We start from the raw sequence: 17,298 nt of genomic DNA, 5'->3' as shown, positions 1-17,298 counted from the left end.
TGTGCAAGCTGCACTTGGTCGCAGGCGGGCCGAATTCAAGCCCGCTCTTGTGAGCCGCGGCTTTCGCTTGTAGACCGAAGGCAGCTTTAGGAAATGGAAGACAGCATGGCCGACACCGGCAAGCGCCGCATCAGCATCCTCGGTTCCACCGGCTCGATCGGCGTCAATACGTTGGATGTGGTGAACCAGCTTGGTGGCCGCGAGACCTTCGAGGTCGTGGCAATTACCGGCAACAGCAATATTACCCTGCTGGCAAACCAGGCAAAGGCATGTGGTGCCGAACTGGCCGTGACGGCCGACGACCGTCAGTATGCGGCGCTGAAGGATGCGCTCGCTGGCACCAGTATAGAGGTCGCCGCCGGCCGCGAGGCGCTGATCGAGGCGGGCGCGCGCCCGTCCGACTGGGTGATGGCGGCAATCGTCGGCACGGCCGGCCTTGCACCGACGCTGGCTGCCGCAGAGCGCGGCGCTGATATCGCGCTCGCCAACAAGGAATGCCTCGTCTCCGCCGGCGAACTGTTCGTCAGGGCGGTCGCGGAAGGCGGCGGACGGCTGATCCCGGTCGACAGCGAGCACAGCGCCATCTTCCAGTCGCTCGAAGACGACCAGCACCACGCAGTCGAACGCATCGTGCTCACCGCCTCCGGCGGCCCCTTCCGCACCTGGACGCGCGAGCAGATGGCGGGCGTCACCGCGGATATCGCTCGCGCCCACCCCAACTGGTCGATGGGCCTGAAAATCTCGATCGGCAGCGCCTCGATGTTCAACAAGGCGCTGGAGATGATCGAAGCGAAACATCTCTTCGATCTGCGCCCGGACCAGATCGAGGTGATAGTTCATCCCCAGTCGGTCATCCATTCCATGGTCGGTTATGCCGACGGCTCGGTGCTGGCCCAGCTCGGCTGTCCGGACATGCGCACCGCGATCGGTTATGCGCTGACCTACCCCAACCGCACCAGGCTCGATGTCGAACGCCTGGATTTCGCCAAGCTCGCAAGGCTCGATTTCGAAGCGCCGGACGAGGTCCGTTTCCCGGCGCTCCGGCTGGCACGCACGGCGCTTGAACGCGGCGGCGTGCAGGGCGCGGTGATGAACGCCGCGGAGGAAATCGCCTTTCACGCCTTCTGCGCCGGCCGCATCGGCTTCCTCAACATGGCGGATATCGCCGAGCAGGTGATGGACGACATGGCGGGCTATGGCGCCGCGACGACGATGGACGAAGTGTTTGCGTCAGACGCCGAAGCACGACGCCGCGCTGGCGAGATCATCGCGCAAAAAGAAATGGCCGCGTGAGCGGCCATTCGTGATCCGGATCTTTGTCGATCGTTCAAGCCACGTGCCGCGCAAGCGCGCAGCGCGACCAGAGCTGGTGCAGCGAGCCGACCAGGTGCTCGATATCCGCATCGCTGTGCAGCGGCGTCGGGGTGATGCGCAGGCGTTCGGTCTTGCGCGGCACGGTCGGATAGTTGATCGGCTGCACATAGACGTTGCAGGTGTCGAGCAGGATATCCGAGATCCACTTGCACTTGGCCGCATCGCCGACGATGACCGGCACGATATGGCTGGGGTTGTGCATGTGCGGAATGCCCTGCTGATCGAGCATCGTGCGTAGCTTCTTGACGCGGTCCTGATGGCGGACGCGTTCGAACGGGCTTGCCTTCAGATGCCGGATCGAGGCGATCGCCCCGGCTGCCAGCGTCGGCGGCAGCGCCGTCGTGAAGATGAAGCCCGAAGCGAAGGACCGGATGAAGTCGCAGAGCGCGGTAGAGGCGGCGATATAACCGCCCATCACGCCAAAAGCCTTGCCGAGCGTGCCTTCGATGACCGTCAGGCGGTCCATCAGGCCTTCGCGTTCGGCAATGCCGCCGCCGCGCGGACCGTACATGCCGACCGCATGCACTTCGTCGAGATAGGTCATCGCGCCGTACTTGTCGGCAAGATCGCAGATTTCCTTGATCGGCGAGATATCGCCGTCCATCGAATAGACGCTTTCGAAGGCGATCAGCTTCGGCGCGTTCGGATCGGCGGCCGCCAGCTTGGCTTCGAGATCGTTGAGATCGTTGTGCTTCCAGATCACCCGTTCGCACTTGGCGTAACGGATGCCTTCGATCATCGAGGCGTGGTTCAGCGCATCGGAGAAAATGATCAGGCCGGGGATCTTCTGGCCGAGCGTGCCGAGCGTCGCCCAGTTCGACATATAACCGGAATTGAAGATCAGCCCGGCTTCCTTGCCGTGCAGATCCGCCAGTTCACGCTCGAGCATGACGTGGTAGTGCGTGGTGCCAGAAATATTCCGGGTGCCTCCCGCACCCGCGCCACAGTGATCGATGGCTTCCTTCATCGCCTCGATCACGGCGGGGTGCTGGCCCATGCCGAGATAATCGTTGGAACACCAGACGGTCACTTCCTTCGGGCCATCGGGAGTATGGCGCGTGGCGCGGGGAAAATTGCCGCGGTGCCTCTCCAGATCGGCGAACACACGGTAACGGCCTTCCCCGTGAAGGCCGTCCAGTTCGCTCTTGAAAAATGCCTCGAAGTCCATGCTCACACTCCAGAACCTGCCTCGGTTTTGGTTTCAGCCGCGCTTTTCGTCAACCCCGCACCGCGCGAATAGAACCAACCTGCGGCAAAAGGCCCGCTTTTTTTGAATTATTCCAATAAAAAGGTAAGCGATTTCGAAAATGTGAGAATTGATCCACGTCAAGCAGCAAAAAGAAGAGCGGCGCTCCCCGCTCTTCCAGGCTTTTAACGCTGCTCTCGATTCGCCTCAACCGGCAGACGCCACCGCCCTTTTCGCCATGACCTTCACCAGGTTGGCGCGGTATTCCGCGTTCGCGTGCATGTCCGCCATCAGGTTGGAGGCGTCGACCGCCACATTGCTCAGCGCGTCCGCCGACCAGTTGGACGCCAGCGCCTGTTCGAAGCCCGGATGACGGAAGACTCCGGATGCGCCGGCGCCGGTAACCGCAACGCGGATGCCGCCGGCGGTTTTCGCCGCGAACACGCCGGTCATCGCAAAACGCGAGGCCGGGTTGTTGAACTTCGCGTAACCCGCCTTTTCCGGCGCCTCGAAGGTGACGGACGTCACCATCTCGCCCTCCTCCAGCGCGGTCTCGAAAAGACCAGTGAAGAAATCGTCGGCCGAGAGCGAGCGACGGTCGGTGACGATGGTCGCGCCAAGCCCGAGCAGGCCGGCGGGATAATCCGCCGCCGGATCGTTGTTGGCGATCGAACCGCCGATCGTGCCCATGTGGCGCACATGCGGATCGCCGATATGGCCGGCAAGCTTGCAGATCGCCGGACAGATGGCAGCAAGCTCCCGCGAAGCGGCCACGTCCGCATGCGGGGTGGCGGCGCCGATCGTCACCTTGCGGCCATCGATCGAAATCCCGCGAAGCGTCGGGATATGGCGAAGGTCGATCAGGTCGCTCGGCGCGGCGAGCCGCTGTTTCATGGTCGAAATCAGCGTCATGCCGCCGGACAGGTATTTGCCCTCCTCATTGGCGGACTTGAGCCTGACGGCATCTTCCACCGAGGATGCACGATGGTAGCTGGTAGCGTACATATCTGTTCTCCTCAGTGAGCCGTCTGCAATGCCTGCCAGACCTTCATCGGGGTCGCCGGCATGGTGAGCTTGTTGTGGCCGATCGCATCGGTGATGGCGTTGATGAGCGCCGGCGGCGAACCGATCGCACCCGCCTCGCCGCAGCCCTTGATGCCGAGCGGATTGCTCGGGCAAGGCGTGTTCTGGTGCGACAACGTGAACGACGGCAGGTCGTCGGCGCGCGGCATGGCATAGTCCATATAACTTGCCGTCAGAAGCTGGCCGTTCGCGTCATACTGCACGTTCTCGAGCAGCGCCTGGCCGACACCCTGGGCAATGCCGCCATGCACCTGGCCCTCGACGATCATCGGGTTGATGATATTGCCGAAATCGTCGGCCGCGACGAACTGGACGATATCCGTCTCGCCGGTATCCGGATCGATTTCTACCTCGGCAATGTAGCAGCCGGCCGGGAAAGTGAAGTTGGAAGGGTCGTAGAAGGCGGTTTCCTTCAAGCCCGGCTCCATGCCCGAAGGCAGGTTGTGGGCGGTATAGGAGGCGAGCGCCACCTGGAACCACGGCACCGACTTGTCGGTGCCTGCGACCTTCAGTTCGCCGTTCTCGATGACGATATCCTCTTCGGACGCTTCCATCAGATGCGCGGCGATCTTCTTCGCCTTGGCCTCGACCTTGTCGAGCGCCTTGACGACCGCCGACATGCCGACCGCGCCTGAACGCGAGCCGTAAGTGCCCATGCCCATCTGCACCTTGTCGGTATCGCCATGGACGATGTTGATGCTCTCGATCGGCACGCCGAGACGGCCGGCGACCAGCTGCGCAAAGGTGGTTTCATGGCCCTGGCCGTGGCTATGCGAGCCGGTCAGCACCTCGATCGTGCCGACCGCATTGACCCGCACTTCCGCCGATTCCCACAGACCCACGCCGGCACCGAGCGATCCGACCGCGGCGGACGGCGCAATGCCGCAGGCCTCGATATAGCAACTCATGCCGATGCCGCGCTTCTTGCCCTTCGCTTCGGATTGTGTGCGGCGGGCGGCAAAACCGTTCCAGTCGGCGGCCTGCATCGCCGCATTCAGCGAGGCTTCGTAGTCGCCCGCGTCATAGTTCATGATGACAGGCGTCTGGTAGGGGAAGGTTCGGATGAAGTTCGTCCGGCGCAGTTCCGCGGGCGAGACACCGAGTTCGCGGGCCGCCGTCTCCATGGTCCGTTCGAGCAGATAGGTCGCTTCCGGGCGGCCGGCGCCGCGATAGGCATCGACCGGCACCGTATTGGTATAGACGGTGCGGACATTGGCGTGGATCGCCGGGATTGCATACTGGCCGGAAAGCAGCGTCGCATAGAGATAGGTCGGCACGGCCGAGGAGAACAGCGACATATAGGCGCCGAGATTGGCGATCGTATCGACCTTCAGCGCCGTGATCCGGTTGTTGGCATCGAAGGCCATCTTTACCTTCGAGACGTGATCGCGGCCATGCGCGTCGGTCAGGAAGGCCTCGGTGCGATCCGAGGTCCATTTCACCGGCACGCCGGTCTTCTTGGACGCCCAGAGACAGATGATCTCTTCCGGGTAGATATAGATCTTCGAGCCGAAACCGCCGCCGACATCCGGCGCGATGACGCGCAGCTTGTTTTCCGGCGCCACATTGTAGAAGGCGCTCATCACCAGCCGCGCCACATGCGGGTTCTGGCTGGTCGTATAGCAGGTGTAGTGATCCTCCGCCGTGTCGTAGATGCCGAGCGTGGCGCGCGGCTCCATCGGGTTCGGCGACAGGCGGTTGTTGAGGATCTCGATCTCGGTGACATGCGCCGCTGCCGCAATCGCCTTGTCGACCGCATCGGACTCGCCGATCTGCCAGTCGAAGATCAGATTGCCCGGCGCTTCCGGATGGATCTGCGGCGCACCGGGGGCAAGTGCTGCAACAGCCTCGACCACTGTCGGCAACTGCTCGTAGTCGATGACCACGGCTTCCGCAGCATCGCGGGCTTCGCCGGAGCTATCGGCTACCACGATCGCGATCGCGTCGCCCACATAGCGCACGGTATCGACGGCGAGCGGATGCCATGCGCCCATCTTCATAGGCGTTCCATCCTTCGAATGGATCATCCAGCCGCAGATGAGATTGCCGATGCCGTCCGCCTGCAGCTGCTTGCCGTCGAGCACGTCGATGACACCAGGCATGGCTTTCGCTGCGGTCGCGTCGATGTTTCTGATCTTCGCATGCCCGTAGGGACTGCGGACGAAATAGGCATATTTCATGCCCGGGACGGTCATATCGTCCGTATAGCGGCCCTTGCCGGTCAGAAAACGCTTGTCTTCCTTGCGGGTAACGCGTGCACCGATTCCTTCAACACCCATGTTCATCTCCTCCCGAGATGGTGATTGGTTTTGGTTCGCGAGCAGGAATTAGCTGGTAGCGAGGGGTTCAAGAGCGGAAACGCCGCCTGAACCGCTGCTCACTACCGACTACCCGCCCCTCACTCGGCGGCCTGCCGGCCCGTTGCCATTTCGGCATCGGCGGCAAGGATCGCCTTGACGATGTTGTGGTAGCCGGTGCAACGACAGATATTGCCTTCGAGCCCGGCGCGGACCGTCTCTTCGGTGAGCGTCCCGCCTTCCCGGTTGATCAGGTCGACCGCTGTCATCACCATGCCGGGCGTGCAGAAGCCGCATTGCAGGCCATGATGCTCCTTGAAAGCGGCTTGAACCGGATGCAATTCGCCCTGGCCGGCGAGGCCCTCGATCGTCGTGATCGTCGAGCCGGATGCCTGCACAGCCAGGATCGAACAGCTCTTCACCGAATGGCCGTCCATATGAACGACGCAGGCGCCGCACTGAGTCGTGTCGCAGCCCACATGCGTTCCGGTCAGACCAAGTTTTTCGCGGATAAAATGCACGAGCAGGGTGCGATCCTCACACTCGCCGCTCATCGCGCGCCCGTTCACGGTCAGCGTCACTTTCGTCATAGTGTCCTCCTCGTGTCCCTCCCGGACACGCCCGGCATCATTTGCTTTTTTACCTAAGGGATCAACCGCTACTTTCTACGGAAACGGCAATATTTTGGTCGGCGGCCTGACGGGCGAACCGCCCTTCGCTTCCGTCAATGCGGAGTAACTATCCGCAACCAAAACAAAAATCGGTGCGCAAAATATTGAGGTCATATGGACTCTTTAACCCCGCGACCTATTGTTCCCTGTGATGGCTGCTTGAATTGACCCGCGGAAACCCTCGGAGTCCGAGGCGGCCGGGCAAAATGAAGAAAAAACAGGAGGATCTCATGAAGAAAGCCTTGGTGCTTTTGATGGTCGGCGCCTCGCTCGCGAGCTGCACGGCAACTGAACAGGGCGCCGGCATCGGCGCAGCATCCGGCGCCGTGATCGGCGGTCTGGCTACCGGCAACGTCCGCGGCGCGGCCGTTGGCGCTGCGATCGGCGGCGTTTCCGGCGCCTTGATCGGCTCCGTCGCCGAACAGCCGGGACAGTGCTACTACCGCGACCGTTATGGCCGCCGCTATATCGACAGCTGCCCGCGCCGTTACTGATTAACGCGTGGATTGCAGGAAAAACTGTGGCCCCGGAGCACACTCCGGGGCTTTTTCTTTCATGAAATCATTGCCAAGGGGTACCCGGCTTCACCTTTTGCAGTTAGATAGTTCGCTTCGTCGGATGCTATGAGGGCTTCCAGCCGGGGGAATCCACAGTCAGTTTGCGTATGCGGAACGAAAACACTGGGCGGACAGAAAAACGGAAGCTGAGGGGAGCAGGCACCGCCGCGATGCTCGCCGCTGCCCTGCTCGTTTCCCCGCCGCTTTCCGGCAACGCCTACGCGTTCAAACTCTTCGGCATCACGCTGTTCGGCGACAATGACGACACGGTCGAGGTGATCGACCCCGTCCGTTACGACGCGACGCTCGAAGCCGGCAACGCCGACAAGAACCTCAAGAAGCGCCTCGAATCGGCCGCCTCCCTGATTACCGACGAAAAGCAGCCGGTCTCCGGGGACCTCGGCGTCATCATCAAGGCGCGCGAAGACCGCGACCGGCTCATCGCCGTACTCTACGAAGAGGCCCGTTACGGCGGCACGGTGCATATCTCCGTCGCCGGAACCGATATCGACCGCCTGCCGCCCAACCCTGCATTCGACCACGCGGCCCCCGTGCCGGTCACGGTCCGCGTCGATCCAGGCCCGGTCTTCAAGCTTGGCTCGGTCCGCTTCGAGGGGGACGCCGTCGGCCACGATCCGGAAAAATACGATCTTATTCCTGGCGGCGCGGCGGGTTCGCGCCTGATCCTCAAGGCCGGCGAGCAGCTTCTCGTCGATTTGAAGGACGAGGGCCGCCCGCTCGCGAAGCTGACGGAACGGCAGGTGACGGCCGATCACCGCACCAACACGATCAACGTGGTGCTCGGTGCGATCAGCGGCCCTGTTGCCCCGTTCGGAGCCGTAGCGGTCAAGGGATCGCGCACCGTCGATGCCGCCTTCATCAGCCGGTATTCGCGGCTCGACAAACACGGGCAGTATTCTCCCGTGCAATTGAAGAAGGCCAACGACCGCCTGCGCGAGCTCGGCGTCTTCTCGAGCGTGACGATCCACGAGGCGGACAAGCTGGCGCCGGACGGTTCGTTGCCGCTGACGATAGAGGTGTCGGAAGGCAAGCATCGTTATTTCGGCGTCGGCGCCGAATATTCCTCGATCGACGGCGCCGGCCTTGAGGGATACTGGGGCCACCGCAACCTCTTCGGGGAAGCCGAATCGCTTCGCATCGAGGGCAAGGTGTCCGGTATCGGCGCCACCACCGACGTCACCACCTTCGACTATTCCGCGGGCATCATCTTCACGAAGCCTGGTGCTTTCGTGCCCGAAGCGACCTTCGAATCCCGCCTGGAAGCCAAGAGCGAAACGCCCGACGTCTACGAGGCGCAGACCATCATCTACTCGGCCGGCATTACCTACGAGCTGAACGATACCGACAAGCTCAAGGGCGGCGGCGAGATCGCCTATATCGACGCCGACGATGCCTTCGGCAACAACCAGTATCTCACCCTCAGCCTGCCGATCGGCTTCGAGCGCGACGCGCGGGACAACAAGCTCGATCCGACCAAGGGCTATTACGCGACGCTCTCCGCAAAGCCGAGCTACGAGCTGATGGACGGCACGATCTTCTCGTCCTTCGAGGGCTCGATCTCGGGTTATCTCGGCCTCGGGCAGGAGGACAAGGTCGTGCTGGCGGCCCGTCTTGCGGCCGGAACACTGGTCGGCGGAAGCGACCTTGAAAGAATTCCCGCGACACGCAGATTCTTCGCCGGCGGCGGCGGATCGGTGCGCGGTTACACCTACCGCGAAATTTCGCCCTATAACAGCGCCGATGACGCCACGGGCGGGCGATCCTATACGCTGGGTTCTTTCGAAGTGAGGGTAAAACTGTCAGAAAACATAGGCATTGTACCTTTTGTCGACATTGGTACGGTATCGACCGGAATCGTGCCTGATTTTTCTGATATACGTGCTGGCGCAGGGATCGGCGTGAGATATGCCACGCCTTTTGGACCGCTGAGATTGGACGTTGCAATTCCCTTGCAGCGCTATGACGGCGGCAGCCAGTACGGTATCTATGCGGGCATAGGACAGGCATTCTGAAAGGCAGTAAAGGGTAGCTTTTAAGGCATGATGCTGATGATACGCCTGTTGAAATGGGTCTTGAAGGCTGCGCTTGGCGTGGTCGCGATCCTGTTCGTCATGGCCCTGGGTGTCGTCCTTTTCGTCGCTCTCACCCCGGTCGGCGGGCGCGTCGCCGCGGACCGCATTTCCGCCATCGTCTCCACGCCTGACCGCAGCATCTCCTTCACGCGCCCGGAAGGCCTTCTGACCGGCGACCTGCGTATCGATGCCCTTACGCTGTCCGACGATATGGGGCCCTATGCCCAGATCGGCGGCATCAAGATCGACTGGTCGCCGACATCCCTGGTGACCGGGGTCTTCCGCGCCGAGCACATTTCGGCCGACACTGTCAATTTCATCCGTGCGCCGCGGCCACAGAAGGTCGCCGCCGCGACACAAGCGACATCGACGGGCTCCTCCGGATCACCCTTGCCGGTCGGCATCCGCGTTGCGCAGATCGACCTGCCGGATATCAATCTTTCCCAGGCATTTTCGGGCCGGGACTTCTCCCTTTCGGTGAAGGGGTCTATCGACGCGACCGGGCCTGACATTTCGCTTGACCTGCAGGCGACCCGCAAGGACGAGCCGGATGCCAGGGCATCTGCCGACGTGGTCTACGCGCCGTCCGAAAACCGTCTGACCCTCAAGGCGGCCGTGTCCGAGCCGCAGGGCGGCCTGCTCGCCCGCCTTCTGCGTCTGCCCGGCACCCCGGCAGTCGAACTGGCGCTCGATGGCGAAGGCCCCCTTTCCGACTGGGCCGGCAAGCTGCAGGGCAGCGTCGGCGGTACTCCCGTCATCGCGGTCGACGGCAAACATGTGCTGGTCGAAAACGGCAGGCACAGGGTGGAGGTGACCGGTGGCGGGCAGCTGTCGACGCTTCTTCCGCCCGCCTTTCGTCCGCTGTTCGGCGGCACGACCGATATCAACATCGCCGCGATCTATGCGCCCTCTGGCCGGGTGGATATCGAACGCGGCGATCTCACCTCCGGCGCTGTGAAGATCTCCGCCAAGGGAGCCTGGGACCCGACGGGCGACAACAGCCTCACCGCCAGCCTCAACGGCGTGAGGGGCCCGGTCGATTTCGTCTGGCCGATCAGCGGACAGGAGAGCCGCTTCTCCTTCGAAAGCATCAATTTCACGCTGACCGGAGCGGCGGCCTCGGCCCGCTTCAACGCGACGGCTGCACTCAGCGCCGCCGAGCTGCCGCAGGGCCGCTTCGGCCAGATCCGCCTGCAGGCGGAAAGCGAGGACCTCAACCTCATCAGCCGTTCGGGCAGCATCCGCAGCCGCTTCACTGTCGCCCGCACGGATTTCACCAACGACGATCTCGACCGGGTGATCCGCGGGCCGGTGACACTGGATGCGCCGCTCAGGCTCGCACCACCGGCGATCGGCCTGGATGCGGCGACCTTCGACAGCGCCAACGTGAACGGTACGCTTTCCGGCGCCTATGACATGTCGAAACAGGCGGTCACCGGCAATTTCCGGGTTTTCGCCAATCCTGCCGTCCTGCCGCCGGGACTGGTTTCGAAGTTCGAGGGCAAGCTTTCCGCCGAGGGCTACGTCAATGTGGTGAACGGCGGTCGCGTCAGCCTCGAGAACTTCGTGATGCGCTCGAACGCCATCGAAGCGCACGGCAATATGCTGCTCGACAATCGGACTGTCACCGGGCGCCTGGCCGGCCGCGTCCCGGATCTGAAGCGTTGGCTGCCGGAAGCCGAGGGGGCTGCCGGTTTCGACATCTCGGCCAAGGGGCCGTTGAACGCGATGGGCGTCAGGGCGGTGGTCAATTCCGCCGACGCCCGGTTGGTCGGCCGCAAGCTCCAGGACATGAGCTTCATCCTGGAAGGCACCGCGGATCCGAACGCACCCAAGGGCAAGCTGACCGGCACGGGTTCGCTCGACGGCCAGCCGATCCGCGTCAATGCCGACCTCGCGTCCGTCCAGGGCCGCACCAGCGCGCCGGCAATCACTGCCGAGATCGGTCCGAACAAGCTGACCGGCGCCTTGAACTTCTCCCCCGCGTTCCTGCCGGAAGGCCAGCTCACGTTCGATTTCCCGGATGTCTCCCTGCTTGCGGCACTTGCGGCCCAGCAGGCCCAGGGCGACCTGAAGGGAACCGTGATGTTCAGCAATACCGGCGGCAAGGCCGGCGCGGTGATCCGCGCTTCCGGCAAGGCGCTTCGCCGCGGCACGATCGAGATCGCCCAGCCGAATATCGATCTCGCCATTGCCGACATCAAGGCGATTGCAGCCGAGGGCACGGTCCGCGCCACGCGCATCGGCGCAGGCTCGGTCGGCATCAACGACGTCAACCTCGGCGTCAGCCAGGGCGGCAACCGGACCAACTTCAACCTCGCCGCCCAGTATGACAACGCGCCCCTCACCGCGGTCGGCGATATCCAGACCGGCGCCGATATCTCGGTCGGCATCGAGAGCTTCGCAGCGGCGCCGCGCAGCATCCCGGTCCGGCTTGCTGCCCCGACCCGCGTCGCGGTCGCCAACGGCGGTGCGCGTCTTGCCGACCTCACCATCGCAACCGGGTCGGGCAGCGTCACCGTCAACGGCACGGCTGGCTCGGCGCTGGACCTCACCGCCAATATCAAGGCGCTGCCCGCCAATCTCATCAACGCGTTCGTCCCCGCGATCAACGCTGCCGGCACGATTTCCGGCACGATCAACGCCACCGGCGCCGCGTCTGCCCCTGCCATACGTTACGATTTAGAATGGAGTGATGCACAGCTTCGCCAGTCGCGCGATGCTGGCATCAGTCCGTTTCGAGTCCAAGCAAGCGGCAGCTTCGCCAACGGAACAGTCACGTTAGACAAGACCCGCCTGACGGGCTCCGGCGGCCTCGATCTCTCGGCTGCCGGCAAGGTCATCCTGAAGGACGGCATTCCCGCACTCGACATCAACGCCCGCGCAAATGCCGTGCCCGCCAGCCTGATCAACGCGTTTGCGCCGAGCCTCGGCGCCCGCGGCACGATTTCCGGCACGGTTACCGCGACGGGGACGCCACAAGCCCCCGCCGTCCGTTATGATCTGCGCTGGGCCGATGCCGGCGTTGCGCAGACCACATCCGCCGGGGTCGCGGCTTTCAACATCACCGCCGGCGGCACGTTCCAGAACGGCACCGTCACCCTCGACACCCGCCTTTCGGGCGGCGGCGGCGTCGCGCTATCGGGCGGCGGCACCGTCTCGCTTGCAGGCGAAAAGCCACTCAATCTGAAATTCAGCGGGAAACTGCCCTTCTCGATTCTCGCCGGACAGATGGCGGCGCAAGGCTTCGTCCTGGAAGGCACCGGCAATGTCGACCTCGCGATCGCCGGCACGGCTCCGGCGCCGGCGATCACCGGCACGGCATCCTCGTCCGGCGCAAGGCTGGTGGATGTCCGGCGTAATCTCGCCCTGACGGATCTAGCCGCCAATATCGCCTTCGATGGCAAAAGCGCCAATATCTCCAGCCTCACGGGTAAGCTCTCGGGTGGCGGCACGGTTTCGGTCCAGGGCTCGGTCGGCATCACGCCGGGCTCCGGCTTCCCGGCAGACCTCAGGATCACTCTGGCTAAGGCATCCTACGCCGATGGCGCGCTTTTTGCAGCTACCGCCGACGGCGCCCTGACCATCACCGGCCCTCTGACCTCGGGCCCCGTCCTCGGAGGCCGCCTGACACTGACCAAGGCTGCGATCACCGTGCCAGCCCGCCTGCCGACCTCGCTTTCCGCCATCGACATCCGCCACCGCAACGCGCCGCCCGACGTGCTGCGGCAGATGGAAAAGCTGCGGCCAAAGAGCGCCAGCGGCAGCTCGAACCCGATCGCGCTCAATCTTCAGATCAGCGCACCAAACGGCATCTTCGTTCGCGGACGCGGCATCGACGCGGAACTCGGCGGCGAGCTGACCGTGACGGGCACGGCGATCGCACCGGTCGTCGCCGGCGGCTTCGAGATGCGCCGCGGCCGTATCGTGATCCTCGCCAAACGGATGGATTTCACCGATGGCGACATAACCTTCGGCGGCGGCCTGATCCCGGTTCTCAACATGGAGGCGAACACCACCTCCGCCTCGACGACGATCACGGTGAAAGTCACCGGCGTCGCCAACGATCCGACGATCGCCTTCTCCTCCTCGCCCGCCCTGCCCCAGGACGAGGTTCTGGCGCGCCTGATCTTCGGCCAGTCGATGTCGCGGCTGTCGCCGCTGCAGATCGCCCAGCTGGCCGACGCCGTCACCCAGCTTGCCGGCGGTGGCTCCACATCGCTGCTGGAAACGTTGCGTAGCAATCTCGGCGTCGACGATCTCGACATCAACACGGATGCAACCGGCCAGACCACCGTGTCGGTCGGCCGCTACATCAACAACCGCACCTATATCCAGGTCGAGCAGGGCGGCGAGAGCGGCGCGGAAGCGACGATCAATCTCGATGTCGGCCGGGGTGTCAAGCTCAAGGCCGGCGCCGGCACCGAAGGCGGCAAGGCCGGCATCTTTTATGAGCGCGAATACTGATTTCGCATATTTCGTTTCATTCCTGCTTGCTGGGAGAAAAGCATGACCTCCAAAGACATCACATTGATCGGCGTTCCTCTGGAAGAGGGCTCCGGTCGCGGCGGCTGCGCCATGGGGCCTGCGGCCTTCAGGCTTGCCGGCATCGTCAAGGCGCTGGAGGGCCTCGGCTTCCGGGTAGTCGACAATGGCGACCTGCGTCCGGAACCGGCAACCGATCTGCCGGAGAGAAAAGACGCGAAGAACCTGCCGATCGTCGCTGCGTTCACGCGCGCGCTCGAGACCCGGACCTATGAAATGGCCAGGGCCGGCACCATTCCGGTGATCATGGGCGGCGACCATGCCCTTTCCATGGGCAGCGTGCCGGGCATGGCGCGTTACGCTTCCGAGATCGGCCGGCCGCTTTTCGTTCTCTGGCTCGATGCCCATACGGATTTCAACACGCCCGAGACATCGCCCTCCGGCAACATCCATGGCATGCCGGTCGCCTTCTTTACCGGCCAGGCGGAATTTGCACCGATTCTCGACAGCACCCGGCCCAAGGTCGATCCCAAAAACGTCTTCCAGATCGGCATCCGATCCGTCGATGAAATCGAGCGGAAACTTATCGCCGATCATGGCGTCAACGTCTTCGACATGCGCGCCATCGACGAGCACGGGATTGCCGCGATCATGCGCCAGGTGATCGCGGCAGTGAACGACGCCAATGGCCTCCTGCATGTCAGCCTGGACGTCGATTTCCTGGATCCGGACATAGCGCCGGGCGTCGGTACCACCGTGCCGGGAGGCGCGACCTTCCGCGAGGCCCACCTGATCATGGAGATGCTCCACGATACGGGGCTCGTCGCGTCACTCGATCTCGTCGAGCTCAATCCGTTCCTCGACGATCGCGGCAAGAGCGCCCGGATCATGGTGGAGCTGGCGGCAAGTCTTTTCGGCCGGCGCGTTCTTGATCGTCCAACCCGCTCTGCATAACCAGAGGCAAAAACTCATATCTTAAATAAAGATTGCGGCTCTCCGCAAAAAACTACAATACAAATTCCTGGTTATAAATAGTACTTAATCTATACCTCCCATTAAGAAATTTGACGATAGACAAGTGGGTACGTATTTTCCACAATTTCGCGAAAACGGAACTATTGACCTTCCGTTAATTCATCAATGCTATTTTTTACATGACTCAGTATCCCGGCGGCGAGATGGTTATCTCGTTAGGCTGCTGGCAAATTGAGCCAGTTTGGGAACCTACAGACGGGGGCAGACAACCAGATGTCCATACTTTCACTTCCAGGCGCAGACGCGAAGGCAGTACTTGCTGCCCTCAGCAAGTCGCAGGCCATTATCGAATTTGATTTGTCCGGAAAGGTTCTCACGGCCAACGAGAACTTCTGCAAGACGCTTGGCTACACACTTTCCGAAATCGTCGGCAAGCATCACAGCATGTTCTGCGAACCGGATTACGTGAAATCGCAGGCCTACAAGGATTTTTGGGCGAACCTCGGCAACGGCAGGTTTGATGCCGCCGCCTACAAGCGCATCGGCAAGGGTGGCCGCGAGATCTGGATCCAGGCCTCCTACAATCCGGTGACCTCGGGCGGCAAGCCTTACAAGGTGGTCAAGTTCGCGACCGATATCACCGCCGCGAAGCTCAAATCCGCCGAGGACGAAGGCAAGATCAACGCCATCTCGCGGACCCAGGCCATCATCGAGTTCACTTCTACCGGAGAGATACTGACCGCCAACGAAAATTTCCTCGCCTGTGTCGGCTACCAGCTTTCGGAAATCACCGGCAAACATCACAGCATGTTCTGCGAGCCGTCGTTCCGTGACAGCGCCGAATACCCGCAATTCTGGAAGAAGCTTGCCGGCGGCGAAGCGATTGCCGCCGAGTTCAAGCGTATCGGCAAGGGCGGCAAGGCGGTCTGGATACAGGCGTCCTACAATCCGATCTTCGACGCCGACGGCCGCGTCTTCAAGGTGGTCAAGTTTGCAACCGACATCACCGAACGTGTCCGCGCCGTCGATGACATCGCCGTCGGCCTGACGTCTCTCTCAAACGGCGACCTGACGTTCCGGATCGAAAAACCCTTCATTTCGACGCTCGAACAGATCCGCGTCGATTTCAACGAAGCCATCGGAAAACTGGCGGAGGCCATGCGCACCGTCGGCGAGAACGCCGAGGGGATCGCGGGAGGTTCCAGCGAAATCCGCCAGGCTTCCGACAGCCTTGCCAAACGCACCGAGCAACAGGCGGCGGCAGTCGAGGAGACCGCCGCGGCGCTTGAAGAAATCAGCCGCACCGTCATCGACAGCGCCAAGCGCGCGGAAGAAGCTGGCGGCCTGGTCTCGCATGCCAAAAAAAGCGCCGAACATTCCGGCGCCGTGGTACGCAACGCGGTGAACGCGATGGGCCAGATCGAGACCTCGTCCCGGGAAATCTCCAATATCATCGGCGTGATCGACGAGATCGCCTTCCAGACAAACCTGCTGGCGCTGAATGCGGGTGTCGAGGCGGCACGCGCAGGCGAAGCGGGCAAGGGCTTTGCGGTCGTTGCCCAGGAAGTCCGCGAACTGGCTCAACGTTCCGCGAGTGCCGCCAAGGAAATCAAGACGCTGATCTCGACCTCCTCCGAACAGGTCAAGCGTGGCGTCGCGCTCGTCGGCGAAACCGGCAAGGCCCTCGATGAGATCATGTCCCAGGTGGACGAGATCAACGGCAATGTCTCCGCAATCGTGGAGGCTGCCCGCGAACAGTCCACGGGCATCAAGGAGATCAGCAAGGCCGTGAACTCCATGGACCAGAACACGCAGCAGAATGCTGCCATGGTCGAGGAAACAACCGCTGCCAGCCATAGTCTGGCGCGCGAAGCCGAAACACTGCGCGATCTCCTGTCACGATTTAGATTTGCGCAACATTCTTCGCATAAGATTGCGATAGCGCGACCTGATGCACGACCCGTTGCATCGCCGGCACGCAAACTCATGGCAACGGTCGCGCGGACCACAACGGGTGCCGCCGCTGCCGCTCAGGCAACGGATAGTTGGGAAGAATTCTGATGGCTACGACGATCAACTCCACAAGCTACAGCGGCGAAACGCTGGAAATCATCGCCTTTCGTCTCCATGACCAGGAGTTCTGCGTCAAGACGACGACGATCCGCGAAATCCGCGGATGGGCGCCTTCGACGCCGATCCCGCACGCTCCGGCTGACGTCATCGGCGTCATGAACCTTCGCGGCTCCGTAATCCCGATCATCGACCTTGCCTACAAGCTCGGCATGAAGAGCACGGTTGCCAACGAGCGCAGCGCCATCGTCGTCGCCGAAGTCCACAACATGGTCATCGGCATGCTCGTCGACCGCGTCTCGGACATCCTGACGATCCCATCGAGCCAGGTTCAGCCGGTTCCGGAAATCTCCGCCTCCTTCGACAAGTCTTTCTCCGAAGGCATCATCGCCAACGAGAACGGCATGATCTGCTTCCTGAACCTCGCCAAGATGTTCAAGGGCACCGAAGCCGAAGATCTGGCTGCCTGATTGCGATAGCGGGGCCTGGAAAGGGCTGCGCATTCGA

General features: G+C 62.6%; 11 protein-coding genes. 7 read left to right on the top strand and 4 right to left on the bottom strand.

All coding sequences use genetic code 11. The annotated features are described in order from the left end of the window. Positions 1-105 precede the first annotated feature (105 nt). Positions 106-1,293: a 1-deoxy-D-xylulose-5-phosphate reductoisomerase gene (gene dxr / locus GQ59_RS12580; RefSeq protein WP_037081666.1), complete on the top strand. Its 1,188-nt coding sequence runs from the start codon at positions 106-108 to the stop codon at positions 1,291-1,293. A gap of 34 nt (positions 1,294-1,327) precedes the next feature. On the opposite strand, the gene hemA is transcribed toward dxr, so the two are convergent. The 4 genes from hemA to GQ59_RS12560 form a co-directional block, all read right to left on the bottom strand. Continuing rightward, a complete protein-coding gene (gene hemA / locus GQ59_RS12575; protein ID WP_037081664.1) occupies positions 1,328-2,542 on the bottom strand; it encodes a 5-aminolevulinate synthase in 1,215 nt (404 codons plus the stop codon). A 225-nt stretch (positions 2,543-2,767) separates the two neighbouring features. Further along, on the bottom strand, positions 2,768-3,565 hold the full coding sequence (locus GQ59_RS12570; RefSeq protein WP_037081663.1) for an FAD binding domain-containing protein: 798 nt from the start codon (positions 3,563-3,565) through the stop codon (positions 2,768-2,770). A gap of 11 nt (positions 3,566-3,576) precedes the next feature. Then, entirely contained in the window at positions 3,577-5,922 is a 2,346-nt protein-coding gene (locus GQ59_RS12565; RefSeq protein ID WP_037081661.1) for a xanthine dehydrogenase family protein molybdopterin-binding subunit, read from the bottom strand. Between the two features lie 119 nt (positions 5,923-6,041). Continuing rightward, positions 6,042-6,530 (bottom strand): (2Fe-2S)-binding protein, encoded by a 489-nt coding sequence (locus tag GQ59_RS12560; RefSeq protein WP_037081659.1) that lies wholly within the window; start codon positions 6,528-6,530, stop codon positions 6,042-6,044. 311 nt (positions 6,531-6,841) lie between these two features. Between GQ59_RS12560 and GQ59_RS12555 the strand changes: the two genes are divergently transcribed. The 6 genes from GQ59_RS12555 (at position 6,842) to GQ59_RS12530 (ending at position 17,261) form a co-directional block, all read left to right on the top strand. Next, positions 6,842-7,105: a YMGG-like glycine zipper-containing protein gene (locus GQ59_RS12555; protein ID WP_007759184.1), complete on the top strand. Its 264-nt coding sequence runs from the start codon at positions 6,842-6,844 to the stop codon at positions 7,103-7,105. A gap of 170 nt (positions 7,106-7,275) precedes the next feature. Beyond that, complete coding sequence (locus GQ59_RS12550) at positions 7,276-9,201, top strand: autotransporter assembly complex protein TamA (RefSeq protein ID WP_432762584.1); 1,926 nt, start codon at positions 7,276-7,278, stop codon at positions 9,199-9,201. A gap of 27 nt (positions 9,202-9,228) precedes the next feature. Continuing rightward, positions 9,229-13,728, top strand: coding sequence for a translocation/assembly module TamB domain-containing protein (locus GQ59_RS12545; RefSeq protein WP_037081655.1), 4,500 nt, complete (start codon positions 9,229-9,231; stop codon positions 13,726-13,728). Positions 13,729-13,770: 42 nt separating this feature from the next. Beyond that, the gene (gene rocF / locus GQ59_RS12540) at positions 13,771-14,700 is read left to right on the top strand and encodes an arginase (protein WP_037081653.1); all 930 of its coding nucleotides are present in this window, start codon (positions 13,771-13,773) and stop codon (positions 14,698-14,700) included. Positions 14,701-14,994: 294 nt separating this feature from the next. After that, entirely contained in the window at positions 14,995-16,782 is a 1,788-nt protein-coding gene (locus GQ59_RS12535) for a methyl-accepting chemotaxis protein (protein ID WP_037081651.1), read from the top strand. Beyond that, positions 16,782-17,261 (top strand): chemotaxis protein CheW, encoded by a 480-nt coding sequence (locus GQ59_RS12530; protein ID WP_007769363.1) that lies wholly within the window; start codon positions 16,782-16,784, stop codon positions 17,259-17,261. The genes GQ59_RS12535 and GQ59_RS12530 overlap by 1 nt, the downstream gene beginning before the upstream one ends. Positions 17,262-17,298: the final 37 nt, after the last annotated feature.

Origin of the sequence: Neorhizobium vignae (assembly GCF_000732195.1) — a bacterium.
Lineage (GTDB): Bacteria > Pseudomonadota > Alphaproteobacteria > Rhizobiales > Rhizobiaceae > Neorhizobium > Neorhizobium vignae.
Note: the sequence above shows the minus strand (reverse complement) of the source record. Positions and strands in the feature narration are given on the sequence as shown.